Below are 26,354 nucleotides of genomic sequence, written 5' to 3'. Positions count from 1 at the left end.
CCATGCAGGCGGACGCCTTCATCCTGCAGGACGAGCGGCCCGCGGTCGCGTTTCTGACGGAGGCGCTGTGCCTCGCCCTCGGGGCCGCGTTCACGCTCGCGCTGTTCATCGGCGTCATGCTTTTCCAGGCGGTCGAGCCGCCCGCGCCCGAGGCGGAGATCGCCGAGTTGCGCGCCATGTCGATGCCGATGGACACCCCGCCGCCGCGGCCGGTGGAGTCCGCCCCCGCCGAGACGGCGGCCACGCCCTTTGCCGGCCTGGAGATCGGCGCCTCCGAAAGCGCGGTGCGCATCGCGGTCGTGCCGCCGGACCTGTCGCAGCTCATGCCGGTCAGCACCGCCGCGCCCGCGGCGAAGATCGAGCCGGCGCGCCTCCACACCGAGTTCAAGCCCAAGACCGAGATCACCGGCGACTTCTCCCGCATCTTCCAGCAGCACGAGGTGGACCAGCGCCCCGCGGTCCTCTCCCGGCCCAATCCCAACGTGCCCTCCGCGGTCCGGGGCAACGCCGAGAGCCTCCGCATCTCCGTGCTCATCCTGATCGAGACCAACGGCACCGTCGGCAACCTCCGGGTGCTCCAGGGCTCGGGCAACAAGTACTTCGACGAGATCATCCTGCGCGACGTCCGCGAGGCCTGGGTCTTTTCCCCGGCGATGAAGAAGGGTCGCAAGGTCCGCTGCCTCGTCCAGCAGAACGTCCGCGTGGTGTGGCGCGGCGGCAATCCCTTTGACGTGAACTGACCATGCTGCGCCGCTTCCCGCCCTTTCTGCTCCTGCTGCTGCCGGCCCTGCTGCCGGCCCAGTCTGACATCGACATCCTCGAGCGCACCCAGCTGGGCACCCTCGGCGCGCTGGGCAGCGACCGGCCGCCGTCGCTCGACCCGAAGCGCATCATCAACGAGTCGTCCGGCTTCCTCCGCGAGCGCGAACCCGAGATGTCCGCCGAGGAATATGCGCTCTACGAGAAGGTGGTCACGATGCTCGGCACCAACCCCGCGTTCGCGCTGCGCCTGCTCGAGGGCATGATGAACGACAGCGAGAAGCCGAGCCCGGCCTTCGAGTTCATCCTCGGCAACGCCTACTACGCCACCGGGGACAACGCAAAGACCGAGGCCAGCTACAAGAGCGCGGTGGAGCGCTACCCGACCTTCCTGCGCGCGTGGAACAACCTGGGCGTGCTCTACTACACGACCGACCGTTTTACCGACGCGGTGAATGCGTTTTCCCGTTCCATCGCGCTCGGCGACCGGGACCCGACCACCTACGGCCTGCTGGGCTACAGCCTGGAGAAGGAGGGCAACTCCATCGCGGCGGAGGTTGCCTACATGCAGGCGCTCAGCGGCGCGCCCGGCTCGGCCGACTGGCAGGAGGGCCTGTTGCGCATCTGCATCCAGGGCCGCCAGGTGGAGCGAGCCGAGGCCATTGCCCGCACGCTGATCAAGACCCGGCCGACCGAGGCCCGCTTCTGGCTCATCCTCGCCAACGTCCTGCTCACCGGGCAGCGCAAGCTCGAGGCCATCGCCGTGCTGGAACTCTGCGCCGAGGCCGGCGTGGCCCAGGCGGAGGAGCTCACGTTGCTGGGTGATCTCTACGCCGAGCAGGGGCTGCACCCGGAGGCCCTCGCCATTTACGCCAAGCTGCTCAAGCCCGAGCCCGCCGCCGGCGAGGAGCGGCTGCTGCGGCTGGCGCGCACGCTGGTGGGAGCCAACCGGCCCGCCGACGCGGAGGCGGCGCTCCGGGCGCTGCCCGCCACGCTCAGTGCCTCCGGCCGCACGACCAAGCTGCTCCTCCAGGCCCAACTCGCCACCCACGCGAAGCGGTGGGCGGACGCCCGACGCGATCTCCAGGTCATCCTGGCCGAGGATCCCCTGCACGGCCCGGCGTTGATCGCCCTGGGCGCCGTGCATGTCGGCGAGGGCGAGGATGACCGGGCGGTGTTTGCCTTCGAGGCGGCGGCCCGCGTGCCCGATTCCACCTACCGGGCCAGCCTGGAGCTGGCCAACCTCGAGCTGCGCCGCCGCCACTACGCCGCCAGCGTCGGCCACCTGCAGAAAGCGCTCAGTCTCCGGCACACCGACGAGGTGGCCGACTACCTCGCGCGGGTGAGGACGCTTTTGGACGCCCCCGAGTCCTCCGCGCCGTGACCCCGTCGTTTGACTCGCCCGGCCGGTTTGATTAGCTTCCAAGCTGTCCAGCCCCCGGCCCCACCATGTTGCCCCGCCGTTTTATCTTCCTGCCCGTGGCCGCCGCCCTCGCCCTGGCCCCGGGTCTGCCGGCCGCCGAGGCCACCGCGGGCGCCCCGGGGAAATATGTGCTCTTCATGGGCTCCGACCTCTCCGTTCAGCAGGGGAAAAAGTTTTACCCGGTGGAAGATGTGGATGGCAGCGAGTTTGTGATCACCGTCGGGGGCAAGCCACGGTTCGTGCGGACGCGCCTGCAGGCCAACCACCTGAAGGTGCAGCGTGAACTCAAGCTGGCGCCGGTTTCCGTGCAGCTCGACGATTTGCAGGGCGGGCCGGGATACACGCCGGCCGCGGACCCGCGCCACAAGTTCAACGCCCGCAGCGGCGCGGCCTCCGGGGCGGCCGCCGCCGAGGGGTTGGCCGACTACAATGTGAAGGAAATCACCACCACGCTCGAACAGGTGAAAAACGGTGCGGTTCAGTGGAAGGAGCGCGAGGCGCAGCTCGAAACCGAGCTCTCCCGCCAGCAGGGGCAGCTGGATGTCGCCAGCCACAACCTCAGCTCGGACTACAGCTCCACGCCCAAAATGGCCGACGCCCTCGCGCTCGAGCTGGCCGAGGGCAACTACGACCTGGTGGATGTTTCCTTCAAGATTTCCTCCCCCGAGCCGCTCGACGACCCCTACATGGTGGTGCTGGTGGAATTTACCCCGCGGGGCGCCAAGCCGGGGGAGATCAGCACGCTGATCCACGCGAAGAGCCTCGATCCCATCGGGACCGAGCCGAAATATGTCCGCATCCGCGAGGGCGGCCTGCCGGTCGGATTCAAATATCTGCGCCACGAGGTCCACATCTTCAACCGCGGCCGGGAGGTCGCCACCAGCGAGTCCTCCAAGCGCGTCGAACTCAGCCCGGACGAAGCCCGGCAGTATTTGCTGATCGAGCATCTGGCGGCCAACAAAGGCGCCACGCTCCCGCCGCAGCCGGTCAGCGGCAGCCTCTCCGCCTCGGTCCGCAGGCTGCTGGATGCCGACCGGTTGAACCGCGTCTGCTTCGCCCGGGTTGCCAAGGATGGGCAGGTCATCGGCATCTTCGCCGACGAAGGCGCCAGTCTGCCGCTCGCCGACGAGACCCTGACCGGGGCATTTGCCCGCGCCCTCTTCAAGCCCGCCCTGGCCAACGGCCGGCCGATGGACGGCACCGTGCGCGTCCGCCTGGCGGACCTGACTCTCTGAACCTGCCATGAGAACGCCCCAACCCTGCCCCCTGCTCCGCCTCGGCCTCATCGGTCTGTGCCTGACGGTCCCGTATTTGCACGGGGCCGGGGCCAAGCCCGCGCCGGGCGCGAAGCCGGCCGAGGACAAGCCCTACGTGCTTTTCCTTGGCACCGACCTGTCCGTGCAGCGCGACAAGAAGTATTACCGGGTGGAGAACGTCGAAGGCAGCGAATTTCGGATCAAGATCGGCAAGAAGGAGTTTTTTGTGCCGACTCGCAACCGTCGCACCGGGCTCAAGGTGAGCCACAGCCTGAAGCTGGCGGACACTTCCGTGAAGATCGACGGCCTGTATGCGGGCCCCGCCTACACGCCCGCCAACGATCCGGTGCGCAAGATGATTGCCGCCTCCGGCGCCGCGGGCGGCGCCGCCGCGGTGCAGGATCTCGCCTACGGCCGCATGATCGCGGCGGAGATCAGCCTCGGCGCGGCCAACCTGGCCGTGTCCAACACGCCCGAGGGTTCGGCGAGCCGCCCCATGGTGGTGGCCGCCCAGCAGGGGGCGCAGGCCGAGTACAACGCCGGCGCGATGCAGGCCTCCGCGGCCAACGACGCCATGCTCAGCCAGCAATACGACACGGCCGCCTACGTCCACAAGATGAACCTCGAGCTGGACGAGGGCAATCACGACGCCTTCGAGGTGTCGTTCAAGGTCTCCTCCCCCGTGGAGCTGGACAACCCGCACATGGTGATCCTGTTCAAATTCCGGGAGCGCGACGCCAAGCCGGGCACGGAGGGCATGCTCATCCACGCGGAGGCGATCGACCGCATCGGGTCCAATCCCAAACATATCCGCGTGCGCCAGGGCGGGATGCCGCAGGGTTTCAAGTATCTCGGCTGCGAGGTGCACATCTTCAACCGCGGCAAGGAAGTCGCGACCAACAAGTCCTCCAAGCGCGTGGAGCTTTCGCGCAGCGAGGCGCAGCAGTATCTCGTGATCGAGCACATCGGCGCGAACAAAGGCAAGACCGCCCCGGCGCTCGTCGTGCCCGGCACCCTGCCGCGCGAGCGCCTCAAGGAGCTCACGCTCGACCAGATGAACCGCACCTACTACGCGCGGATCGCGCCGGACGGCTCCCTGCTCGACCTGTTCGCCGACGAGAGCTGCAGCCTGAAGATCGACGATGCCGCCGCCCGCGCCGTCGTGGCCGAGGCCTTCTTCAAGCCCGCGCTGGTCAAGGGCCAGCCCGTCGAGGGCGTGGCCCGCGTCCGCGTCGGCGAGATTTGATTTCAGCCCGGACCGTCATTGCGAGTCTCCCGCTTCCGCGGGAGACGAAGCAATCCAGCCAGGGCGGCTAGAATGAAAAAGTAGCCGCGTTGGAGCGCAGCGACAACGTGGGCGTTCCCTGACCACGCTTTCGCCTACGGCTCAAACCCGGCTACACCCTGGCTGCATCAATCGCATCGCCCCGACTGCTCGGCCGGTCGCACGATGACTAAGGCCTGAATCCCAAAAATGCATTTGAAACGCGGAGGACACGGAGGTGAATCCCCAAGCTTTTTGCTCCGCGTCCTCCGCGATCTTCGCGTTTTTAACGGCTGAATGCCCCGCGCGCTTGGTCTGAGCCGCCGCCGCTCGCCGAAGAAAAGCGCTCGCCGCCATTCCCGACGCCCGTTTTTCTCCCGCCATGCCCCGCGTTGAAGGCCTGCGATCCCCTTACGACAAAACCCTCGGCGGCCTGCACCACCTCGGTCGCATGCTCGACAAGATCCGTCTGATGCAGGCGGGCGCGCTGCCCGAGCACTTTCATCGCAACTACGGCCTGTCCATCGGCCTCGACGGCCAGCTCTGCGGCTTCCTCAACGTGACGTTCGAGGACGTCGAGGCGCAGGTGAAGGCCGGCCGCACCGACGTCGAGGTCGCCGAGTGGATCTTCACGACCGGCCTGCGCCCCAACCGCTCGCAGACCCACGTGTGGAACGAGCACTCGCGCAAGATCGGTTGGAACGACCGCGTCGCCGCCTTCAACGCCAAGGTGAAGACCGAGCCCGGCTGGGACCACCTCACCGCGATCACTTCCTTCGACCTGATCGAGCAGAGCGAAGACCGCGAACCGCCGGCGATGAAAGGGTGAACTCGAAGCCGCATTTCCGTCTTACCGTGTCTAATTTTTGAGGTTTGCGCCACGCTGCCATTCTACTCGTTGCATGAATCGTTGGAATATTCCCGCATATCTGGAAATAGAAATTAGCGGTAGGGACGCGCGATGCATTTACTGCCAAGTGGATTTTTCAACTTCCACTGGGGGTCGTGGAGTGACTCCGTCTTGGGAGCACATCATAAACGATGCTTCGATCATTACCCGAGAAAACATCGCGAGGTGTTGCGTTTCGTGTAATGCAAGCAAGGGGGTTAAGTCCCTTGGTGTTTGGATTGATTCCGCTTATTGTAAGCGAAAGGGAATTACATCGGAGACAATTTCTCAGGTTGCTAAGAATGCCCTACTTAAGGAGCGGTTGAGTTAAGAATACGATCTACGATCAAAGTCAGAGGGCAGCCAAAGGGGTATGCTTTACCATTTTACCTCCTAGGCGTGAATGAGGACGCCGCTCGCGGCGACCCTGCGGGAACCCAGCCAAGCCAAACTCACGCGCGCATCGCGCGCTCGCCGGGGCGGGCGCTGAATTCGCGGACGGGGACGATGCCGGCGGGGAGGGGTTTGATGAAGCGGTCGATCAGGCGGCGGCGCCACGTGGAGGGCGTGAAGCGGTGCACGGCCTTGAACTCGCGGCAGAAGTGGCTGGCGCCGGTGTAGCCGCAGGCGCGGGCGACCTCGTCGAGCGTGAGGTTGGTGCGGCCGAGCAGGTCCTGCGCCTTGTCGAGGCGCACGCGGCGGAAGAGTTCCTTGGGGCTGGCCTGGCGCACCTCGGCGAAGAGCCGGCGCAGGTGACTCGGGGAAACGTGGATGGCGTCGGCCACTTCCTTGACGGAGGGATGCCGCTGCAGGTGCTCGGCATACCAGGAGAGGGCACGCTCGACGCGGAAGCTGGCCACGTCGGTCAGAGTGAGCGGCTGCGTCGCCGAAGGATCGTTTTCGAGCAGGAGCAGGCAGAGGTCCATCAGGTGGCGCTGGTGGTGGAGCGGGCTCGCGACGACCGGGTTGCAGAAATGCGGCTCCAGGGCGGTGGCGATGGTCTCGAGGCGCCGGATGGCGGCGTCGTCGAGCGGTCGGGAAATCCAGCCGCCGCGGGCGCGCACGATCTCGTCGAGCGGGTAGGGCACGCTGCTGAAATGGATCGACAGGCGGCGGTAGCTGTGGCGGCCGTCATCGAGCCAGGCATGCGGGCTCTCGGGGGCGAAGAGCCAGAAGGTGCGTTCCTGGAAGACGGGCTTGTCGCCGTCGCGGAAACTGACCGCGCAGCGTCCGTCCGTGACGGCATAGAATTCCCAGTTCGTGCGCGTGTTGCAGCGCATGCGCTCTTTCCAATGAATGCGACCGTTCGCGAAATAGCGGAGCATACCGGGCGTGGGGTGGGGTTGAGGGCGGATGCTGGGGCCGGAGACCGGCGGGGCCAGACCCGTGGGATTCGGCCAGTCAGAGTGAACGGAGCAGAGGGCCCTTCCCTAAGGCAGGATCGGCGATCCCGCCCTACAGGGGCGCGGCCGACGCCCTGGGGAGCAGGTCGCTCCACCTCAATGGCGTGAACCAAGCCCGCGGCGGAGCGCGGGCTCCACCGGACGAACCCGCGCAAAGAAAAGGCCGGCACCCCCAACGGTGCCGGCCTGAGGGCATCCCGCCGGTGAGGGCGGGGTGCGTCCACCAAATCGGATCAGTGCTTGTAGGTGACCGAGAACTTCAGGTTGACCGGGTCGCCGACCATCATCGAGTTGCGGTTGATGCCGCCGAGGATGTAGTCCTTGTCGAGGGCGTTGTTGACCTGCAGGCGCGCGGTCCAGTCCTTGGCGCGGTAGGTGAAGCCGAGGTTCACGATGGTGCGCGGGGCGATCTTGAAGCTGGGCTGCTGCGGCACCAGCACGCCGCCGGCGAGCGGCTTGGTGGTGGTGAAGGCGTTGACGTTCTCGCCCACGAGGTCGCTGCGGTAGTCCACGCCGACGTTTACGCCGAAGCCGGCGAGCGAGCCCTCGCTGAAGCGGTAGTCGGCATAGAAGCCGTAGCTCGTGTCGGACACGCCGCGGAGGCGCACGCCGGTGGGCTGGCGCATCTTGTAGTCGGTGTAGTTGCCGATGAGCGTCAGGTTCTTTGTGGCGGTGTAGCTGCCCTCGAATTCCCAGCCCTTGGAGGTGAGGTCGAGGTAGAGCGGGTTCTGGAGGGCGTTGGCGGCGGCGAGGTTACCCTGGGCGATCAGGACGTAGTATTCGCTGTTCGGCACGGCGTAGTTCGACGAGGTGATGTCGAACCAGGCGAACGAGGCGGTGAGCTTGCCGTCGAGGAACGAGGTCTTGATGCCGTATTCGTCCTGGTCGCCGACCGAGGCGCGGAAGGTCGGGGCGACGTTGCCGGCACTGAGCGAGCCGGGCATGGTGCCGCCGGAGGTGTTGTGGCTGTAGAAGAGCGAGATCTCCTTGGTGGGCTTCACGACTACACCGTAGCTCTTGGCCGTGTCGGCCAGGCTGTAGCTCGGGAACGGCGTGGGTTGGATGCCGGTCGTGTCCACGCGGGTGAGCTCGCCCTGGAAGCGCGAGACACCGCCGGAGACGATGAGCTTGTCCTGCAGCAGGCTCAGGTTCTCGAAGACGAAGAACTGGTAGTCATGCTGCTTGGCCTTGCGGTTCTGGCCGTTGGCGGGAACGGAGGGCTGGGCAAACGACCAGTCGGGGTAGGTGATGCCCGCGAGGTTGTTGTTGGCGACGTTGCCGCGGTTGTAGGCGGGGAAGCTCTTCCAGTGGGTCTTCACGGCGTTGGCGGCGAGACCGGTGATGGTGGTGGACTTCCAGCCCTCGCCCTCGAACTTGATGGCGTAGTCGTTGCGGAGGTGCAGCTCGTTGTAGTAGAGATGGTCGGAACCGGCCGTGCGGCCATAGACGTAGGTGCTCGGATCGGGCAGGGCCACGTTGGTCACGGACGGGATGGCGACGGCGCCGGTCTGGTCCACGCTCCAAACCTTGCCCGGCTCATATTTGCCCGTGGTCGGGTTGCGGGTGATGGTGATGCCGGCGATCGAGCCGCTGGTGGTGCCCTGGTCCTCGCGCACGACGTGGTTGCCGGTCAGCTGCAGGCGGGAGCTGACGTGCTCGCCCAGCTCGGAGAGCAGTTCCATGGTCAGGCGCTCGGTCTCGCGGTCACGGCGGTCGGATTCGTTGCCGAACGACCAGTCGCGGGGGAGGCCCTTGGCGATGATGGCGTAGTCGTCGCTGCCGACACTCGGATCAATCGGCAGGAAGACACCATTGGTCTCCTGGTTGCGCATCATCTCGCCCTTGAAGGTGAGCTTGTGCGCCGGGGAGAGCTGGATCGAGATGGACGGGGCCAGCATGAATCCGTCGCGGAAGTAATTCTTGGAGTAACCGTCGTTTTTCCAGACCGCACCCACCACGCGGGCGGCGATGCCCTTGTCGGCGGAGACCACGCGGTTCACGTCGAAGCTGAAGGCGTTGCCCTTGTATTGGGCGAGCTCGAGCGTGTAGCTGGCCTGGTCCTTCATGATCGGCGACTTGGTGATCGGGTTCATCTGGCCGCCGGCCGCGCCGCCGGGGACGAGGATGGCGTTGGGGCCCTTGATGACCTCGATGCGCTCGATGTTGTAGCTCATCATCGAGGCGCTGTAGCCGTCGGCGCCGGAGATTTCCATGCCGTCCACGAACTCGTGCGAGACCTGGAAGCCGCGGATCGTGTAGCGGTCGCCGCCGGTGGGCAGCGTGGACTCGGTGACGGGGGTCACGTATTTGGCCGCGTCGAGCATGCGGAAGCTCATCGAGTCCTGCATGAAGTCGGCGGTGACGACGGAGATGGTCTGCGGGATGTCCTGGATGTCCATCGCGACGCGCGAGGAGGAGAGCGCCTGCTTGGAGACGTAGGGGTTCACGGGTTCTTCCGTGATGGTGAACGTTGGGAGGGTGATGACGTCCTCCTTTTTCTCGGGGGCGGTGGTCTGGGCGGAGGCCAGGACGGCGGAGCTGAGCAACAGCGCCGCGACGGTTGCGCGGGGCAACAGGCGGGGTTTGGTCGGGTTCATGTGGTTTGGGTTAGAGTGCTGACCACACCGGATCCCTGGGGCACGGACGGCGCGTGGCGCCGCCAGAGGCCGGTCGGGAGGGGTAGTCGGGTAAGGACACAACCGGTGATGCTTGCTTAACTGTCGTGCAACCGGCCGGGGTAAAGTATCCACCGCGCTCCGAAAATTGCACAAAACGCGCATGACCCTTGGGACGACCTTGCCGTGCCGGGCAAATCCCGGGTGTGGCCCCGCGCCAATATCAAGGTCCGGGCTCAGCGGTAGCCGCGTTGGATCCCGCGTCCGCGGGAGACAACGTGGGGCGCTGTGGCCACGCTTTCGTCCCGCGGACGCGGGACTCAAACGCGGCTACACCGTCCAAACCGAAGCGAGGTGTAACGTATTGCGTTACAAATTTCCGTTTACACCGGCCAAGGGGCGCCGGGGGCGCCGAAACGGGTGCCGGCGGGGAAGTGCAGGTCGAAGTGCTCGGCGAGCACGGCGAGGAGCTCGTCGGCGGTGGCGAGCTCGCGCTTGTCGGCGCGGCCGTCGCGGTGGCGGACGGTGAACTCGCGGTTAAAGAGCGTGCGGCGGCCGTCGGGCGTGGCGCGGGCGACCAGCAGGTTGTTGCGGAAATGCGCCTGCGGGTGGGTGTGGCTATACCAGTTGCCCATTTCCAGGTCCACGGGGGCGGCCGGCTCGGGACGGAACAGATTGATGTCCTGCCATGCTCCGGCGAAGCAGACCTGCTGGACGAGATGACCGTCGCGCCGCACAAGGCGCCGGCGGTCGTGCGGGGTTTCTTGCTCGAGGCCCTCACGCATTTCGAGCGGGGCGGTGAGCGAGACCGAGCCCATGCCGGCGTCGGCCAGCCAGTCGCGGCCGTCGAGGGTCACGTGCACCAGCAGGTGCGTGAGGCCGGTGATGACTTCCGCCGGCACCAGCCACCGCGCGCGGCCAATCAGCGGCTGGGCCGTGAAGCCCAACGCCCGCAAAGCCTGGAGCAGCAGTTGATTCTGCTCGAAACAGTAGCCGCCGCGCCGATCGTAAACGAGTTTGCGCTGGACGGATTCGAGATCGGTGCGGATCGGCCGGCCGAGCAGCACGTCGAGGTTCTCAAACGGGATCGTCTGCACCTGCGCACGCAGGATGGCCGCCAGGGTCCCGTGGGTCGGCGTGCGCGGACCGGTGTAACCAATGCGGGCGAAATACGCGTCGAGGTCCACCGTGGCGGGTCAGTCGGCGGGCACCAGGCGGATGATGCTGCCGGGGTCGTTCACGGCGACCCAGATGCTGCCGTCGGGGGCGCACTGCACATCGCGCAGGCGGCCGATGTCCTTGAGGACGATCTCCTGGCTCACGACCTGGTCGCCGGCGATGACGAGACGGCGGAGCTCCTGCTGGGCGAGCGAGCTGACAAAGAGGTTTCCCGTCCACTTGGGAAATAGCGTGCCCTCGTAGAAATCGATGCCGCACACGGCGATCGACGGCACCCAGTAGGTGACGGGCTGCTCCATGCCTTCGCGGGCGGTGTTGGCGGTGATGGGCGAGCCGTCGTAGTTCATGCCGTAGGTGATGACGGGCCAGCCGTAGTTCACGCCGGGCTTGATGAGGTTGAGTTCGTCGCCGCCGCGCGGGCCGTGCTCGGTTTCCCAGAGGAGGCCGGTGCGTGGGTCGAAGTCGAGGCCCTGCGGGTTGCGGTTGCCGTAGGTCCAGATCGAGGGGAAGGCCCCGGGCGTGTTGACGAAGGGGTTGTCGGCCGGGATGCGGCCGTCGTCGTGAATGCGGTGAATCTTGCCGTTGGGGCGGGTGAGGTCCTGGGCGTCCTGCTGGCGGCCGCGCTCGCCATGCGAGAAATACAGATAGCCGGCGCCGTCGAAGGCGATGCGGCAGCCGAAATGCACGCCGCCGCCGGGGCGATACAGCTCGAGCGGCGCCTGCCAGATTTTCTCCTCCTCCACCCAGGCACCGTCCTTGAGGCGGCCGCGCACGATCTTGGTGAGGCTGACTTCCTTGCCGTCCTTGTCCTTGGCCGGGTCGGAGTAGGCGAGGTAGATCCAGCCGTTCTTGGCGAAGTCGGGATGCGCCGCGACCTCGAGCAGGCCGCCCTGGCCGCCGTCGCGGACCGCGGGGGTGCCCTTGATGGCAGAGGGCTGGAGCTTGCCGTCGGCGATCACGCGGAGCCGGCCCGGTTTTTCGGTAACGAGCGTGCGGCCGTCGGGCAGGAAGGCGATGCTCCACGGCGTGGACAGGCCGTCGGCGACAGTCTCGATGCGGAAACGGTGCTCCTGCGTGGGAATGGCGCCGCCGGGGAGTTTTTGCGTGGCGCGCTGCCGCTTGTAGCTGGCGCGCTGCTCACGGATGAAGATCACCATCGCGCGGACGTCGGCCTCGCTCATCAGCGAGTGGAACGCCGGCATGCCCTTCTCCAGCACGCCGTCGCTGATCACGCGGGCGAGATCGGCATCGGTGCCGGTGCCGTTGGCCCACTGGTCGTCGAGCATGGAGGGGGCCTGGCCGCCCTCCAGCTGGGCGCCGTGGCAGTTGGCGCAGATCTCCTGGTAGATCTTGGCGACGTCCTTGCGGGGGGCGGGCTGGGCGAGGAGCGTGGCGGCAAAGCCGCTGGCGGCGAGGGTCAGTAAAACGCGGACGGGGGTGTGCATGGAGGAAGGGAAGGGGCGCACCGTGCGCCGGTTGGGTGATTTCGCAACGGGAAAGGCGGGTTGCCGGCGGTCGCTCAATAGAGCGCAACTTGCCGGCCCTGCTTGGCGGCGATGTAGTCGTCCACCACGGTTTCGAGCACGGCGAGCGGCACGGTGCCGGCACGGAGCACGGCGTTGTGAAATTCCTTCAGGTTGAACCGGTCGCCCAGCTCCCGCCGGGCCTTCTCGCGCAGTTCGAGGATGCGGATCATGCCGATCTTGTAGGAGCAGGCCTGACCGGGGGCGGCGACGTAGCGGTCCACCTCCCGCGGCAGCATGCCGTAGTCGATGGCCTGCTGGCGGGTCCACTTCATGGTGTGAAGTCCGGTGTCCACGACCAGGCGGCGGGCGCGGAAGAGTTCCGCCTCCAGCTGGCCGATCAGGCCGACGGTATCGCCCTCATACCAGTTGTTCTCCGCGGCGAGCTGCTCGGCATAGAGCGCCCAGCCCTCGCCGTGCGCGGAGATGAAACCGAAGATCCGGTCGCGCCGGAAGCGCGGGAGCTCCGTCAGCTCCTGCTGGAGCGCGATCTGGAAGTGGTGGCCCGGGATGCCCTCGTGGTAGGTGAGGGTGCGCATGTAAGGGATGCGATAGACCGGACCGGCGAGGTTCGCCCAGAAAATGCCGGGGCGCGTGCCGTCCTTGGCCGGCGTGGTGTAGTGGTTGGCGGAGCTGCTCTCGGAGAACGGCGGAATGCGCTTCACCACGCAGGGGGCGGCGGGCCGCAGGTCAAAGAGCGATTCCGACCGCTTCACGGCGTCGGCGAGGATTTCCTCGTGGCGCGCGATCAGGGCGGGGCGCGGGTCGGGGTCGGCGGGGGGCTGGAGGTCCTGGTTCAGCCGGTCGTAACGCTCCTTGATGGAGCCTTCCTTGTAGCCGAGCGAAACGAACAGGCCGTCCATCTTGGCCTCGATGCGGGCCACCTCGGCCAGGCCGAGGGCGTGGATCTTTTCCGGGGTCAGGTCGGTGGTGGTGTAGTGCTGGAGGCCCGCGGCGTAGGCCTCGCGGCCGCCGGGCAGGCGCCAGAGGCCGGCATCCTCGGTGGCCACGGCCAGCTGGGCTTCGAGCAGGGCGCGAACCCGGGTGAAGGCGGGCAACACGGCGTCGCGCACGATGCCGGCGGCGGCCGCGACGGAGGCTGCGCGATCCGCGGCGGGCAGGTCGCCGAGCAGTGCGGCGCGTTCGTCGAGCGTGGTCACGAGGATGTTTTTCTCCGCGCCGCCTTCGAGAAACCGGTCGATCTGCGCCAGCGTGGCCGAGAGGATGAACTTCGGGGGCAGAAAGCCGCGGTCGCCGCGGTCCTTGGCCTGAGCCCGCGCCTCGTTCATGTAGCCGGCGACCAGATTGAGCCGCGCGAGGTAGTTCTCGATGTCGCGCCGGTTGCGGATGGGGTGCGTGTGGCTCAGGAAATCGACCAGCTCGCGCTGCACGCCGGAAAACTGGTTGAAGACAAAAACATGGTCCGAGAAGGAGAGGTTGCGCACGGTGGTTTCCAGCTGCCAGCGCAGCATGTCGGCCGAGACGCGCTGCGTGGCGTCGAGCCGGGCGCGGTCGAAGCCGGCCAGGCGTTGGAGGCCGGCTTGGGCGCGGGCCACCTGGGCGGCGCGGGCGGCGACGGAGTAGGGCGTGAGCTGCCGGTCGAGGGCATCCTGTTCGGCCCCGCTGAAATACTGGGCCTCGGTCGCGGCCATCGGGTCGGCGCGCATCCAGGCGGCGGAGAACTCGTCCACCCAGGTGTCGAAGGCGGGATCGCCGGCCAGGAGGGCGGCCGGCAACAGGAGGAACACGGCAAGCGCGTGGGTAAGCTTCATGCGCCGGAAGCTAGGCGGGGTGAGGAGCGTTGTCCAGTGACCAGCCGGTGTGCCGGCCCGCTTGCGTCGCCGCTGCCACCGCACAGGCTGTGGGCGATGCACCCCGCCCCGCTGCGCGCCCTGCTGGCGTGCCTGTTGCTTGTGAACCTCGCCCCCGCCCAAACTCCACCTGCCCTGAGCCCGGCAAACGGGCTCGCCTCCATGAAAATCTTCCTGCTCATCGGCCAGTCCAACATGGCCGGACGCGGCAAGGTCGAGTCCGGGGACCAAACACCGCATCCGCGGGTATGGGTGTTGAACAAGGAACTCGCCTGGGTGCCGGCCGTGGACCCGCTGCACTTCGACCGGCCCGAGCGCATCGGCACGGGCCTCGGCAAGACCTTTGGTGCGGTCATCGCCGACGCCAACCCCGATGCGGTCATCGGCCTCGTACCCGCGGCCTTCGGCGGCAGCGCCCTCGACGAATGGGCGCCGGGGCGGACGCACTACGTGAACGCCGTCGCCCGCGCCAAGGAGGCGCTCAAGCGCGGCCAGCTCGCCGGCATCCTCTGGCACCAGGGCGAATCCGACCGCGCGCCGGACCAGGCGGCGACCTACGCCGACCGCTTCAAGAAGTTCATCACGCAACTCCGCGCCGACCTCGGCGCGCCCGACGTGCCGGTGATCGTGGGCGAGATCGGACGTTTCTGCCCCAACGAAGGCCCGGTCAACGCCGCCCTGCGCAGTCTGCCCGCGCTCGTGCCGCATTGTGCCCTGGTTTCGTCGGATGGACTGCCCGGCCGCCCCGAGGAGCCGGAGGTGCTGCACTTCGAGTCGCCCGGTTTTCGCGAGCTCGGCCGCCGTTACGCGCAGGCGTGGCGGGAAATGAATATTCAGCGATAATTTTTCCCGACGCGGGGCTTTTTTGCAAAAAAGCCGTGGCCAGAGGGGCCGGGCGTGGCTTTACCCTTCCTGCTTTATGAATCCCAAAATCGCTTTTGTCGGAGTCGGTCGCATGGGGGCCAACATGGCCCGTCGCCTCAAGGATGTCGGTTACGCCGTCACGGCCGTTTACGACGTGAACACCGCCGGCGCCGCCGCGCTCGCGACGGAACTCGGCGCAACGCACGCGACCAAGCTGGCGGACGTCACGGCCGCGGCCGACCTGATCTTCACGGTCGTAACCGATGATGCGGCGCAGCTGGCCGTGTTCGCCGGGTCCGGCGATTCGCTGCTCACCGGCGCCCAGGGGAAGATCTTCGTGAACTGCGCCACAATCACCCCGGCCACGCATGTCGAGGTGGAGCGCCGGGCCCAGGCCGCGGGTGCGGTGTCGCTCGAGGGCTGCATGGCGTCGTCCATCCCGCAGGCGCGCAACGGCACGCTCTACCTCATGTGCGGCGGCGACCGCGCGGCCTTTGAGCGCGTGAAGCCCGTGCTGGAAAAACTCAGCACGGCGCTGCGCTACATCGGCACGGCCGGTCAGGCTGCGCAAGTGAAGGCGCTCGTGAACATGGTCATGAACATCAACACCGCCGGTCTGGCCGAGGGCTTGGGGCTCGGCGCCGCGCTCGGGCTCGACCTCGACATGCTGCGCGAGGTGTTCGCCCAGACGGGCGCAAACTCGCAGGTGCTCAAGACGGATGGCGAGGACATGCAGAACCGCGCGCACGACTGCTATTTCTCCGGCGCGCACGCGGCCAAGGATTCGGGCATCGCCGCCCAGCTCGGCCGCGATGTCGGGCTGAAACTCCCGTTGGCCGAGGCCACGAAAGCGCAGTTCGACCGCATGGTCACGCTCGGCCTCGGCGGTCTCGACAAGAGCGGCGTCGCCGAGCTGACCTTCAAGGGCCGGCACGGGTGAAGGGGTTGGCCCACGGAAGACACGGAAAACACGGAAAGTTGAAGACAGGCTTTAACCCTCCGTCTCGTGTCATCCTGAACGAAGTGAAGGATCCAAGATTTTATCTGCCATCGGTTGTGCTGCTGGATCCTTCGCACGGCTCAGGATGACGGATGCGGAATTGGAGCAACTTTCGTGTGTTTGCTTCGCCATCTCCGCCAAGCCTCCGTCGTGGTGACCAAGCTTGGGGATAACGCCGCTTCTGTTACATTTCTGCGCGGGGAATAAAAAAAGTCGCGGCGTGGCGAAACGTGCCGATGAAGAGGGTCGTTAGCTGTAGGTTTGTGTGTCCAATCCGGTCGTTAGGGGTAACAACCGGAACCTTGCCGCCGGGAATCCGCCACGGATCCCGGCGGTGCTATTTTCCCGCAACTCATGCTGGCGGCGCCTGCGGCTCAGCGTGCAGGTTTCGCCGGCCGGAGGTGAAGACCGGCCAAGGGCGTCAGGTCCAGCGTGAGGTCATGGCCATGGCCTGAAGCGTCCCCGCCTTGCAGGAACAATCGCGTGGGACCCGGTGTGACCGGGAAAAACAGACTGCCGGTCCGGGAATCGCCGGGGGCGAGGGTCAGGGGGAGGTCCAGTTCCCGCCGGGCAAATTCCGTGGCGATGGCGCGGCGGGCGACCATGGTGCGGACACTGCTGCCGAGCAGGACCAGTGGGATTCCGATCATCCCGGCGGCGCCGGCGGTCACTGCGCTGGCATTGGAGACGCCGCCCCAGATCGTGATGTTGGAGGCCACCAGCGAGAGGGAGCCGACCCACGCGCCCGTTATGCCGACCCCCAGCGCGAGGTTGCGGCCGGTGCGTTTCGCCACCTTCAGGCGATGCCGGCTGATTTTATCCAGCTCCCAGGGGTTGTGCCCCGGCCGGCTCTCATGGTCGGTGAGGTTGTAGAGCACCGCTTGGTCGAAGGTGAGCGGGACCTCGGCGGTATTCGTCAGGGTGACGATATACTCGTCCCAATACGCATCCCTCTTCCACGAACCGGGACCGTGAAAAACGACGACCGTGTGCAGCGTGGCATGGGCCGTAGAGCTGGCCGCCGTGATCTCCAAGGCGGGCGGAGGCGAGGTGTGGGCGGGGGACTTCGGCGCCAGCTTGTATTTGGCGGAGACGCAGCCGGTGAGGGTCAGAGCCGCCACAACGAAAAGCGGGGCGAGCCGGGCGGGGTGGATTTGCATGACAGGGTGGGGTGTTGGCTTCGGGACCAGCGCGATAAATCAAGCGGCAGTCGGCAGCACGGGGAGAAGGGAACGACGCAGTTGGCGGGGTTGCAGGGAATCGACACCTGCGGCTTCGCCGGATCGAGGCTCTGGATTCGTCCGGATCATCAGTGCAGCGGCCTGCGCCCGTCGGCGGGCGTTTCAGCAGCGTAGAGTGAAGCTACGGCGAGCCGGTCGTTGATTGCCCGTTGGAAGCAGGCCAGCGCCGCATCGAGCTCCGTGCGCAGGAGCCGGGCGTCGTTTTCGGCCCATTGGGTGAATTTGTGGGGTTGGCTTTGATAGATCAGCGACACGCCGCCGAGTTCCGACCGGTCCGCGGTGCGGACCGCCTGCAAGTCCACGGCCACGGTCAACCGCAGCGGCGGATTGAACTCGTTCCCAGCGAAGGTGCCCGGTCTGGGATGGGGTTGTGGCGCCGAGAAACCAAAGGAGCTGATGCGCCAGGTGAGCACCGCATCAACGCGCGGGCCGGCCGGTGCGAGGGCGGGCGGTTCGGGGCGCGGCGTCGAACGCCGGTGCTCGTAGTCATAGAGCAGCAGGCGACGTCGCCCGGGGTTGGGCGGCGTCACACTGGGCGGGAGAAGTTGGATTGCTCCCGGGCGCAGGTGCTCGACGTGCTGCACCAGGGTGTGTTCCAGCCGGCGATCGATGGCGTAGTCGTGCAGCGTCGCCTGAATCGTGCGAGTGCCCTCTTGCACTTCGGCCGCGCGCACGCCCATCGCGCCGCCGAATGTTCCGCCCAATATCGCGCTGATCAATGGCACGGCCGGCAGGAGGATGGCGGTCTCGGCGTCGATCGGGCTGGCCCGCATGTCCTCGCTGATTTCCCGAGCGGCCGACTCCTTCGTGGTCGGTTCGTTCAGGTAAAATTCCGGGGTGACCCCGGCGGCGGAAATGCCGACGACGGAGCAATCCCGGGGCAGGTCCAGTGCGCCATACACCTCGACGCGGACCGGCATGACTTCGCGCGTGGCGCAGCCGGCGCCCAGCAGGAGGGCGACGGCGCCGGCTGGCAAACGGAGGGAGCGCGCTTTCATGGAACATGAGCGATTACCAACGATAACCGGCCTGCACTCCCCAGCGCCGGGGTGCGCCGGCCACGAAGGTCGGGATGCCGAATGAGCCGCCGACGTTGCCGGCATCGATCAGATACTCCTCGTCAAAGAGGTTGGTCGCATGGACGGAGATCTCCCAACGATCCTGGGCCGAGCGCCAACCCAGGCGCACATGGGCGAGCCCGTAGCCGTCCTGCCGCAGACGGCCGCCGAAGGAGGCGTTGTTGTCCTCAAACCAGTGGGCCGATTTATATTGATAGGTCGGCGTCACAAAGAACCGGCCGTTGCCGGCGGGCAGCGTGAGCGTGCCGCCGAACGAGAAGGCGTTGCGCGGCGTCAGGCGGAACGAGTAACCGGCATAGGCCTGCGGCTGGCCGTCGTCGCCGCTGTCGTCGAAGGTCGCATCCGTGTGGGCATAGGTGGCGAACACCGACAGGCGCTCGTTGACGACACCCTGCAGCGCAAACTCGAAACCGCGGCCGGTGGCGTTGCCGGCGTCGAGCACGGTGAAGCGGCCCAGGCTCAGCACGCTGGTCTGGAAGTGCGCGTAGTCATATTGAAACACCGAGGCGGACCACTGCAGCCGGCCGTTGCCCAGGGTGCCCTTGCAGCCGGCCTCGTAGTTCCAGACCTCTTCCTCGCCCGCGGTGGTGACGCTGGTGGAATCGACCAGCAGGCTGGGCGCCCGGTGTCCGCGACTCACGCTGGCGTAGGCGTTCAGCGTGGGCCGGAACTGGTATTGGACGACGACCCGGCCGTCCCAGGAGGAATGCGAGTCCTTCGCCTCGCGCTTTCCGCCCGAGGGCAGGTAGGGATAGCCGGGGATCGCGTTGAGGATGAAGCCGAGCGTGGCGGGCGGCGTGCCGTTGCTCACTTCATAACCGGACGTGAGCTTCTCCTCGGTCACCCGCAGGCCGGCGGTGACTTCGAGCCGGTCGGTAACGCGCCAGGTGCCGTCGGCGAAAACATCGTAGGCCTGGGTGCGGCCCGACTGCGTATATTCGTCGGTGCGGCGGCCCTGCAACGGCGCACCGGCGAGGAAGGAGAGGCCTTGCAGCGACGGGGGCAGCGCGGGATTGGCGAAGGCGGCGAAGGTCGCCGGCAGCGTGGCCTGCGGGATGAACGGATTCAGAGTGGGCACGGCGAAGTTAACCAGCGCGCCGGGCACGCCGGCCTGCACCAGCCCGCTGGCGAAGGAGCCGGACAGGAAGGGCCAGAGCTGACGTTCGTCGGTCGAGAAGGGCACGCGCGCCGAACCGTTCTCCCGGAACCAGCTCGCGCCAAAGAAGCCGGCGAAGCGTCCGTCCGCGTCGTAGTTGAAACGCAACTCCTGGCTGAGCTGCCGGCCGCGCGCGTCCTCGGCGAACTCCAGCAGGTAAAGGCCGGAGCCGTCGGCGTCGAAGGATTCGTAGGCATCATACTCGCGCCAGCCGGTGATGCTGGTGACCGACCAGGCCGGGTTGAGCTCGTGGGTGACGATGCCGGTGAGGCCGCCGACCGTGCGGTCCACCCCGAGCGCGGAGCCGCGGGTCAGCTCGGCCGCGCTGAAGGGATTGGTGTCGCCGCGCGAGGTGGGAATGACGCCGCTCTTGAACGCCGTGCCCGGCGGCGTGTCGTGCTGCCAGTTGGCGATCAGGTCGGCGGTGGTGCGGTCGGTCGGCTGCCACCGCAACGCGGCCCGCAGCGCCGTGGTGTGCTTGCCGTTGAGGTCGGAGCCGTCGGCGAGATTTTCGATGGATCCGTCGTGCTGCACGTGGGTGAACGCTAGGCGGCCGAACAGTTTGCCGTCCACCAGGGGGGCGTTGAGGTGGCCCGCGACGCGGTATTCACGGTCGCTGCCGAAGCCTACGGTTAGCGAACCGGAGCGCTCGTTCGCGGCCTTGCGCTGCACGATCGAGACGGCGCCGATCTCCGCCCCGCGCCCAAACAGCGTGCCCTGCGGCCCCTTTAGCACCTCGATGCGCTCGAGGTCGAACAGCTCGACCACGCTGGCGCGCGAGCGGCTGATGGAGACGCCGTCCTGGAAGATCGACACGCGGGATTCGCCGCGCGGGTCTCCGCTGTCGGTGGTGATGCCGCGGATGTTGATGCCGGGATTGTTGGGCGACTGTTCCTGGATAAAGAGCCCGGGCACGTAGGGCGCGAGCGCCTCGTAGTCGCTGACGCCGTTTTGCTCGAGGAACGAGCCGATGTAGGCCGTGAGCGGAATCGGCACCTCGCCGACAGGCTGGACGCGTCCTTGGGCGGTGACGGTGAGCTTGTCGAGTTGGATGGTTTCCTGGGCCGGGAGGAGCGCAGGCAGGAGGGCAAGGATCACCCCGAGGCGGTGGAGGAGGCGGGTGGAGTTCATGACGTGAGTGCGAATGACAGGAGGAAACAAACTGCAGGCGGCGAAGGCCGTGGTGGGGAGAAGCGCGGTGAGAATACCCGAAGGCGCGCGCAGACCGTTAATTCATAATACCTATGCCGGTATTGAGTCACTCAATGGGCGGGCAAAGGCATCCGCCGTGCGGGTTGCGGCCGTTCGGTGAGCGGGCTCATGACGCAGGCGTTCGAGCAGGGCGGTCGCGAAGGTCGGGGTCACGACCCACAGATGGGAGGCCGGACGGAAATCGATCCGGCAGCGCGGGAGGTAGCCGAGGATGACGCGCTCGATCTCGCCGTGCGACCGGCCCTGCCAGTAACCGTCGTTCGCGGCGACCAGGGCGGCGGCCGGGATGTCCAGCGGCCCCGCGATCTGCGCCACGACGTGCCGGACGCAGCGGCCGATCTGGGCGGGCGATGTGTAGCACCAGTGCAGGCCGGCGCAGCGGAAGCGCGATTCGAGGTCCGCTTTGACGAAGGTCCGGCGGCTGTCCCCCTCGCGCCAGTCGAAGGAGTCGGAGGTCTCGGGATTGCAGAGCTGGAGAAGGTTGTGGTTGGGATAGGCGAACCAGGCCTGCCCGTCGTGGTGCAGCCCGTTCAGCGGGAAGAACACCTTTTCCCAGGGCGTGGGCTTGAAGCGGTCCGGCGCGCAGGCGCCCCACAGCAGGTGCAACCGGCCAGGCGGCAGCGTGGCGCACAGACCGCCGGCCGCCGCCGCGAAGTCGTAGAACCCGTTGCTCGAACAGAGCACGTTCACGCGCGGAAACCGTGCGAGCAAATCCTCGAAATCGGCCCGCAGGCGCGCGAGTTTTCGGTCCACGTTCGCCAGGGTGTATTTCTCCCAGACCGGCCGCCGCGCGGAGAACTCCGGCAGATGCAGCGCCTTGAGGTAGCAGCGCGGACCGAAGACGCGGACCAGGCTGGGCAGCAGGAAGCGCATCTGTCCCGGCGTGCCGTTGATGCCGGGCACGAAGTAGAACACGTGTTCCGCCTCCGTGGGATTGCCGATTTCGGCGATGTCGTCGTAGAAGAAGCGATACTCGGCAAGGGAGCGCAGGTAAGCGTCGCGAAACATGCCGGCGAAGCGGCCCGAGGAGGTGGACAGGGTCATGGCGTGGAAGGATGGGAGGGAAATGGGGCGGGCGGACGCGCGGGGTGACCGGCCGGGGGCTGCGACGGTGGCGCGGGCAGCCGGGTTTGGCGTTGGCGCCAGGCGGACCTCACCGACGACACCTCGCCGGAGTGGCCGGGCAGCAGCAGGAAAATCGCGAGTTCCTCGAGCGTGCTCAGGACCTGCAGCACCACGACCCCGTGCAGCGGCCGGGCCGACCAGCCCGCCAGCAGGCTGGCGAAGGCCAGGGGCAGCGCGATGGCCGTGAGCTTGGCCAGACGCGTGTGATAGCCGGGAGGCCGCCCGTAGCGCACCAGGCCGCAGATCACGACGGCGAAGCAGGCGGTCACGCCCGCGGCGATCCAGCGCCATTCGCGCGCCATCACCTCGGGCCAGAGCCAGGCCAGACCGGCGAGGCACAGCGCGAGCGTCACGTAGTCGGCCCAGCTGTCGAGCAGCCGGCCCAGGTCGGTGACGGCGTTGAGCCGGCGCGCGAGAAAACCGTCCAGCGCATCGGTTGCCCAGGCCACGCACAGCAACCCGAAAAACCACGCGCGTTCGCCGACGGCCATGGCTCCGATCATCAGCGGAGGCAGCACGGCCAGCCGACACAGGCTGATCAGGTTGGGCAGTTGTTTCAGGTGCATGGGCGGGAAGACGTGCGGACTTCAGCGCTGAAATAACTGCGGCAGCGCGGTGGTCAGCGCCGGCACGTAGGTGATGAGCAGCACGCCCAGAAAAAGCACCAGCAGCATGGGCAGCACCGCGCGGGCGGTCTCTGCGACGGGCTTGTTGAGGCGCGAGGCGGCGAGCAGCAGGTTGAGCCCCACCGGCGGCATGAGGAAGCCGAGCTCCAGGTTCGCGAGGAAGAGGATGCCGAGGTGGATGGGATCGAGGCCGAGTTCGCGTCCCACCGGCAGCAGCAGCGGCACCACGACCACGATGGCGGCGTAGATTTCAACAATGCCGCCGACGACGATCAGCACGACGTTGAGGCCGAGCAGGAACAGCCAGCGGTTCGGCACATGTTCGCGCGCCCAGGCGGCCAGCGCGTCGGGCGCCTGCACGTCGATCAGGTAGTTGGTCAGCCCGAGCGCCACCCCGAGAATCAGCAGGATGCCGCCGACCAGCAGGACGCTCTCGGTCAGCACACGCAGGAGATCGCGCCGCCAGTGCAGGTCGCGGTGGATGCAGGTTTCGACGATGAACGCATAGGCGGCGGTCACGGCCGCGGCCTCGACCGGCGTGGCCCGGCCGCTGAACAGCGCCCCGAGCGCCACCACCGGGAGCAGCAGCTCCCACTTGGCCGTCCAGATCGCGCGGCGCGCGGCCGCGAGGTTGAACGGAGTGAGTTGGCCGCGGTTTTTCCCGCCGGTGCGCACGCCCCACGCAATGGTCAGCCCGATCAGCAGCAGACCGGGAATAAGCCCGCCGAGAAACATCTCGTTGATGCCGACCTTGGCGACGACCGCATACAGAATCACCGGCAGGCAGGGTGGCAGCAGGATGCCGAGCGAGCCGGCGCCGGTGAGCAGGCCGAGGGCGTCCCGCTCGGAGTAGCGGGCCGAGCGCAACACCGGCATCAGCAGCCCGCCGAGGGCGAGGATGGTGACGCCCGAACCGCCGGTCAGCGCGGTGAAGAAGGCGCAGAGCAACGCGGTCGCGACCGCCGGCCCGCCATGGAACCACCCGACCAGCGCCTGAGAAAGCGCCACCAGCCGCCGGGCCGCCCCGCCCTCGGCCATGAGACAGCCGGCCAGCGTGAACAACGGGATCGACGGCAGTGCGGGGTTGGTGACCAGCCGGTAGTGTTCAACCGGAATGGCGGCGATGGGCAGGCCGCCGCCTTGGAAAAGGAGGAGAGCGGCTCCCCCGATCGGCACGTAGAGCGGCGCGCCCAGCGTGGCCAGGAGCAGCAGCCCGACCAGGCCCGGCCAGACCAACGCCTCGCGGGCGCAGGGCGGCCACACGCCCGCCACGACCACCAGCATCGCCAGCGCCAAGCTCAGCAGCCGTCCACGCCAGGCGGTGCTGGCGCGCCAGAGCAAACGGCCGGTCATCAGGGCGAATCCCAGGGGCAGGACCGATTGGACCCACCAGAGCGGGATGCGATCGAGCAGCAAACTGGCGGACTCGCGCTCGACGGCCACGAAGCGGGCGGACGCCACGGCCAGCAGAAAGGTCACGGCCGCGGAGCCGGCGTGAGTCAGGCCGTGGGCGCGGCTTTGCCAGCGCGTCGGCAGAAATGACGCGGAACTGGCGAAGGCCAGCAGCCGGCCCCGGCCGGCGGCGAGCGCCGCGCCGGCCATGCCGACGACGAGCGTGAGGTGTTGCACCAGCGTGCCCGACCCGGCCAATCCCGGCCAACCGGCGGCCCGGGCGCCGATCTCCACCATGGGCAGCAGCACCATGGCCGCCAAGGCGCCGGCTCCGACCAGCTCCTCGGCGAAGTGCCAGTTTCCCGGACGTGACGGGGGAATCAGAACGGCGGACATGTCGGCGGTGGCGTTCATGGCTTCGCGGCGGCGTGAGCCTGGGCCGGGCTGGCCGTGGCGGCGAAGACCGCCACTTCGGACATGACGTCGTCGAAGATTTCCGCCGGCACCTTCGTGCCGCGCAGCTTGGGGTGGATGTCGCGCACGAGCCGTTCCCACTCGCCGCGCGCCTCGGGCGAAAGCGTGTGCACCTGCAGGCCGCGCTGGCGCATCACGCGGATGGATTCTTCGTCCTCTTCGCGACCGCGGGCGCGCAGCTTTGCGCCGGCGGCCTCGGCGGCGGAGACAATGGCGGCGCGTTGCGCGGCCGGCACCTGTTCCCACACCTCGCGCCGTACCACCGCCGCGCCCACGATGGGGCACCACTTGAGGTCGAGCATGTGTGGCGCGGCGGTGTTCATCTGCCCGGCGAGGGCGATGAGCGGCGGCATCGGCACGACGTTCACCAGGCCGGTGTTCAGGCCGAGCAGGATGTCGGTCGTCTCCAGCGGCACGGCCCGGTAGCCGAGCGACTGCATGATCTCCAGCTGGGCCTGGTCGCCGGCCCAGACGAAGACCTTCATGCGCTTGAAATCCTCCGGCGTGGCGGCGGGTTCTTTCGAGAAGAACCGCACCCAGCCGGCGTCGGCCCAGAAGAGCACCTCGAAACCTTTGGCGCGGAGCCGCTGCTCGAGCCGGTCGCGCATCTTCTCGCGCACCTGGTCCACCGCGGCCCAGGAGTTGAAGACCATCGGCATGATCTGCAGGCCGGTCACGCCGGGGTCGATTTCCGACAGGCCCACGGCCGAGAAAAGCGCGGCGTTGATCTGGCCGATGCGCAGCTTGCGCACCATCTCGGCCTCGCCGCCGAGGCGGCCGTCCGGGTAGAGCGTGAGCTTCACGCCGCCGGCGCTGTCCTTGCGCCACTGTTCGCCCATCTCCAACAGGGCCTGGTGCTGGGCGGTGCCGCTGGGCAGGATGGTGCCAAGGCGGATGGTGACGCGCTCGGCGAGCAGGGTGGAGCCGAGGCAGCAAAAGAGCAGACAGGTGATGGCTTTCATGGGGTGGCGGGCGTGGTTTCTACGGGCAGGAAAAGATCGTCGGTGCGTGCGAGCAGCCGCCGGGCGCGCTCTTGCAAAACGAGGTTGGCCAGCCGCCACTCGGGCCGGGCGTCGGCGTCGATCGCGAGCGCCTGCTGCAACAGCGCCTCGAAGCGCGCGCGGTCCTGTTGTTGCACGCAGACGGTCTCCGCCCACGTGAGCAAAGGGCCGGCGTGGCGGCCGCCGGTGAGCGCCAGCGCGCGCTCGAAATGGACCCGGGCGCGGGCCAACGGGTCGCCCTCTGCGCCCGGCCGGCTGGGTTCGTAGGCGATGAGGAAGGCGTGGATGGCGCCGTGGTCGTAGGCTTCGTCGAGTTCTAGCGCGCGGTCGATCAGCGCTTCGACCGCCGGCAGGTCGGCGATGAGGTCGGGCTGGTCCTTGCCGTTCACGATGGCGGCCGCCCACGCGGCGGCGGTCCAGTAAAGGAAGGGCACGTCGCCTGCGCCGCAGGAGCGGACCGCGGTCCGCGGGTCGCGGCGGAGAGAGTCGCGCAGGCCCGGGTGCAGAATTTCCAGGCCGGCGAGACCGTGGTCACGCGCCCGTTGATAGAGACGAACGGCCCTGCGGCGCAGGGTTGCCGCGGCAACGACGTCCGTTTCCTCGGTGGCGTCGGCCTCCTGTTGCACGAAGGCGTAGGTGTATTGGGTGAAACCGCTCGCGGCGGCGAGGCGCAGGCCGGTGTGCCGGGGATTCCGCGCCAGCAGGCTCTCCATCAGCTTCAGGCTGAAGGGGGAAGCGTCGCGGATCAGGATGGGATCGTTGTCGCCGGCAAAGGCCGTGCCGCCTCCGGCCAGCGCATCGCCGAGCTTGTTGACGGCCATCCGGTCGATGCTCGCGCAACCCGTAAGCAACAACAGGCAGAGAGAAGCCAGCAAGGTGGGCGCGGCGGCAGGCATGGCTTCAGACGGTTTCCTGCGCGTCAACGCCGAGCAGGAGGACGAGAGCGGAGAGGATGAGGGCGACGGAGATCATGCCGCACAGCCTACCAAACCCGGCGCGCGGGGCGTTAATTGATAAACCAAATGCGCGCATTGAGTGAACCAATGCGCGCAAACGGCATTG

The 26,354-nt window shown here is 67.5% G+C and carries 20 protein-coding genes; 7 read left to right on the top strand and 13 right to left on the bottom strand.

Annotation, left to right across the window (positions count from 1 at the left end):
- Positions 1-2 precede the first annotated feature (2 nt).
- The 5 genes from ESB00_RS18690 to ESB00_RS18670 all read left to right on the top strand — a co-directional run bounded on the left by ESB00_RS18690 (position 3) and on the right by ESB00_RS18670 (position 5,531).
- Positions 3-740, top strand: a complete 738-nt coding sequence (locus tag ESB00_RS18690; protein ID WP_129049680.1) for a TonB family protein — start codon at positions 3-5, stop codon at positions 738-740.
- A gap of 2 nt (positions 741-742) precedes the next feature.
- The gene (locus tag ESB00_RS18685) at positions 743-2,143 is read left to right on the top strand and encodes a tetratricopeptide repeat protein (RefSeq protein ID WP_129049678.1); all 1,401 of its coding nucleotides are present in this window, start codon (positions 743-745) and stop codon (positions 2,141-2,143) included.
- A 65-nt stretch (positions 2,144-2,208) separates the two neighbouring features.
- Entirely contained in the window at positions 2,209-3,417 is a 1,209-nt protein-coding gene (locus ESB00_RS18680) for a hypothetical protein (protein WP_129049677.1), read from the top strand.
- Positions 3,418-3,424: 7 nt separating this feature from the next.
- Positions 3,425-4,684 carry a hypothetical protein gene (locus ESB00_RS18675; protein WP_129049675.1) on the top strand — a complete coding sequence of 420 codons (1,260 nt, stop codon included), beginning with the start codon at positions 3,425-3,427 and terminating at the stop codon, positions 4,682-4,684.
- A gap of 400 nt (positions 4,685-5,084) precedes the next feature.
- Complete coding sequence (locus ESB00_RS18670; protein ID WP_129049672.1) at positions 5,085-5,531, top strand: DUF5069 domain-containing protein; 447 nt, start codon at positions 5,085-5,087, stop codon at positions 5,529-5,531.
- A 512-nt stretch (positions 5,532-6,043) separates the two neighbouring features.
- On the opposite strand, the gene ESB00_RS18660 is transcribed toward ESB00_RS18670, so the two are convergent.
- From ESB00_RS18660 to ESB00_RS18640, 5 genes are all read right to left on the bottom strand, one after another.
- The gene (locus ESB00_RS18660; RefSeq protein WP_164976314.1) at positions 6,044-6,871 is read right to left on the bottom strand and encodes an AraC family transcriptional regulator; all 828 of its coding nucleotides are present in this window, start codon (positions 6,869-6,871) and stop codon (positions 6,044-6,046) included.
- Positions 6,872-7,227: 356 nt separating this feature from the next.
- A complete protein-coding gene (locus tag ESB00_RS18655) occupies positions 7,228-9,591 on the bottom strand; it encodes a TonB-dependent siderophore receptor (RefSeq protein ID WP_164976313.1) in 2,364 nt (787 codons plus the stop codon).
- A gap of 401 nt (positions 9,592-9,992) precedes the next feature.
- Positions 9,993-10,796 carry an arylamine N-acetyltransferase family protein gene (locus ESB00_RS18650; RefSeq protein ID WP_129049664.1) on the bottom strand — a complete coding sequence of 268 codons (804 nt, stop codon included), beginning with the start codon at positions 10,794-10,796 and terminating at the stop codon, positions 9,993-9,995.
- 9 nt (positions 10,797-10,805) lie between these two features.
- Positions 10,806-12,233: a PQQ-dependent sugar dehydrogenase gene (locus tag ESB00_RS18645; protein WP_129049662.1), complete on the bottom strand. Its 1,428-nt coding sequence runs from the start codon at positions 12,231-12,233 to the stop codon at positions 10,806-10,808.
- Positions 12,234-12,307: 74 nt separating this feature from the next.
- On the bottom strand, positions 12,308-14,083 hold the full coding sequence (locus ESB00_RS18640) for a DUF885 domain-containing protein (protein ID WP_129049660.1): 1,776 nt from the start codon (positions 14,081-14,083) through the stop codon (positions 12,308-12,310).
- A gap of 96 nt (positions 14,084-14,179) precedes the next feature.
- Here ESB00_RS18640 and ESB00_RS18635 point away from each other — a divergent pair, with 96 nt between their 5' ends.
- Positions 14,180-14,965, top strand: coding sequence for a sialate O-acetylesterase (locus ESB00_RS18635; RefSeq protein ID WP_129049658.1), 786 nt, complete (start codon positions 14,180-14,182; stop codon positions 14,963-14,965).
- 76 nt (positions 14,966-15,041) lie between these two features.
- Positions 15,042-15,926: an NAD(P)-dependent oxidoreductase gene (locus ESB00_RS18630; protein ID WP_129049656.1), complete on the top strand. Its 885-nt coding sequence runs from the start codon at positions 15,042-15,044 to the stop codon at positions 15,924-15,926.
- 434 nt (positions 15,927-16,360) lie between these two features.
- Here the strand turns inward: ESB00_RS18630 and ESB00_RS18625 are convergent, their stop codons facing one another.
- The 8 genes from ESB00_RS18625 to ESB00_RS18590 form a co-directional block, all read right to left on the bottom strand.
- A complete protein-coding gene (locus ESB00_RS18625) occupies positions 16,361-17,146 on the bottom strand; it encodes a hypothetical protein (protein WP_129049654.1) in 786 nt (261 codons plus the stop codon).
- A gap of 149 nt (positions 17,147-17,295) precedes the next feature.
- Positions 17,296-18,225: a hypothetical protein gene (locus ESB00_RS18620; RefSeq protein ID WP_129049652.1), complete on the bottom strand. Its 930-nt coding sequence runs from the start codon at positions 18,223-18,225 to the stop codon at positions 17,296-17,298.
- Between the two features lie 13 nt (positions 18,226-18,238).
- Complete coding sequence (locus ESB00_RS18615) at positions 18,239-20,593, bottom strand: TonB-dependent receptor (RefSeq protein ID WP_129049650.1); 2,355 nt, start codon at positions 20,591-20,593, stop codon at positions 18,239-18,241.
- Positions 20,594-20,704: 111 nt separating this feature from the next.
- Positions 20,705-21,718, bottom strand: a complete 1,014-nt coding sequence (locus ESB00_RS18610) for a hypothetical protein (RefSeq protein WP_129049648.1) — start codon at positions 21,716-21,718, stop codon at positions 20,705-20,707.
- Positions 21,715-22,365: a CDP-alcohol phosphatidyltransferase family protein gene (locus ESB00_RS18605; protein WP_129049646.1), complete on the bottom strand. Its 651-nt coding sequence runs from the start codon at positions 22,363-22,365 to the stop codon at positions 21,715-21,717. The genes ESB00_RS18610 and ESB00_RS18605 overlap by 4 nt, the downstream gene beginning before the upstream one ends.
- Before the next feature lie 21 nt (positions 22,366-22,386).
- On the bottom strand, positions 22,387-24,231 hold the full coding sequence (locus ESB00_RS18600; protein WP_129049644.1) for a TRAP transporter large permease: 1,845 nt from the start codon (positions 24,229-24,231) through the stop codon (positions 22,387-22,389).
- On the bottom strand, positions 24,228-25,253 hold the full coding sequence (locus tag ESB00_RS18595) for a TRAP transporter substrate-binding protein (RefSeq protein WP_129049642.1): 1,026 nt from the start codon (positions 25,251-25,253) through the stop codon (positions 24,228-24,230). Before ESB00_RS18595 ends, ESB00_RS18600 begins: the two co-directional genes overlap by 4 nt.
- Positions 25,250-26,188 carry a TRAP transporter TatT component family protein gene (locus ESB00_RS18590; protein WP_129049640.1) on the bottom strand — a complete coding sequence of 313 codons (939 nt, stop codon included), beginning with the start codon at positions 26,186-26,188 and terminating at the stop codon, positions 25,250-25,252. Before ESB00_RS18590 ends, ESB00_RS18595 begins: the two co-directional genes overlap by 4 nt.
- Positions 26,189-26,354 lie beyond the last annotated feature (166 nt).

This window comes from Oleiharenicola lentus, from assembly GCF_004118375.1.
GTDB classification, from domain to species: Bacteria; Verrucomicrobiota; Verrucomicrobiia; order Opitutales; family Opitutaceae; genus Lacunisphaera; species Lacunisphaera lenta.
This window is presented reverse-complemented; position numbering and strand designations above follow the sequence as displayed.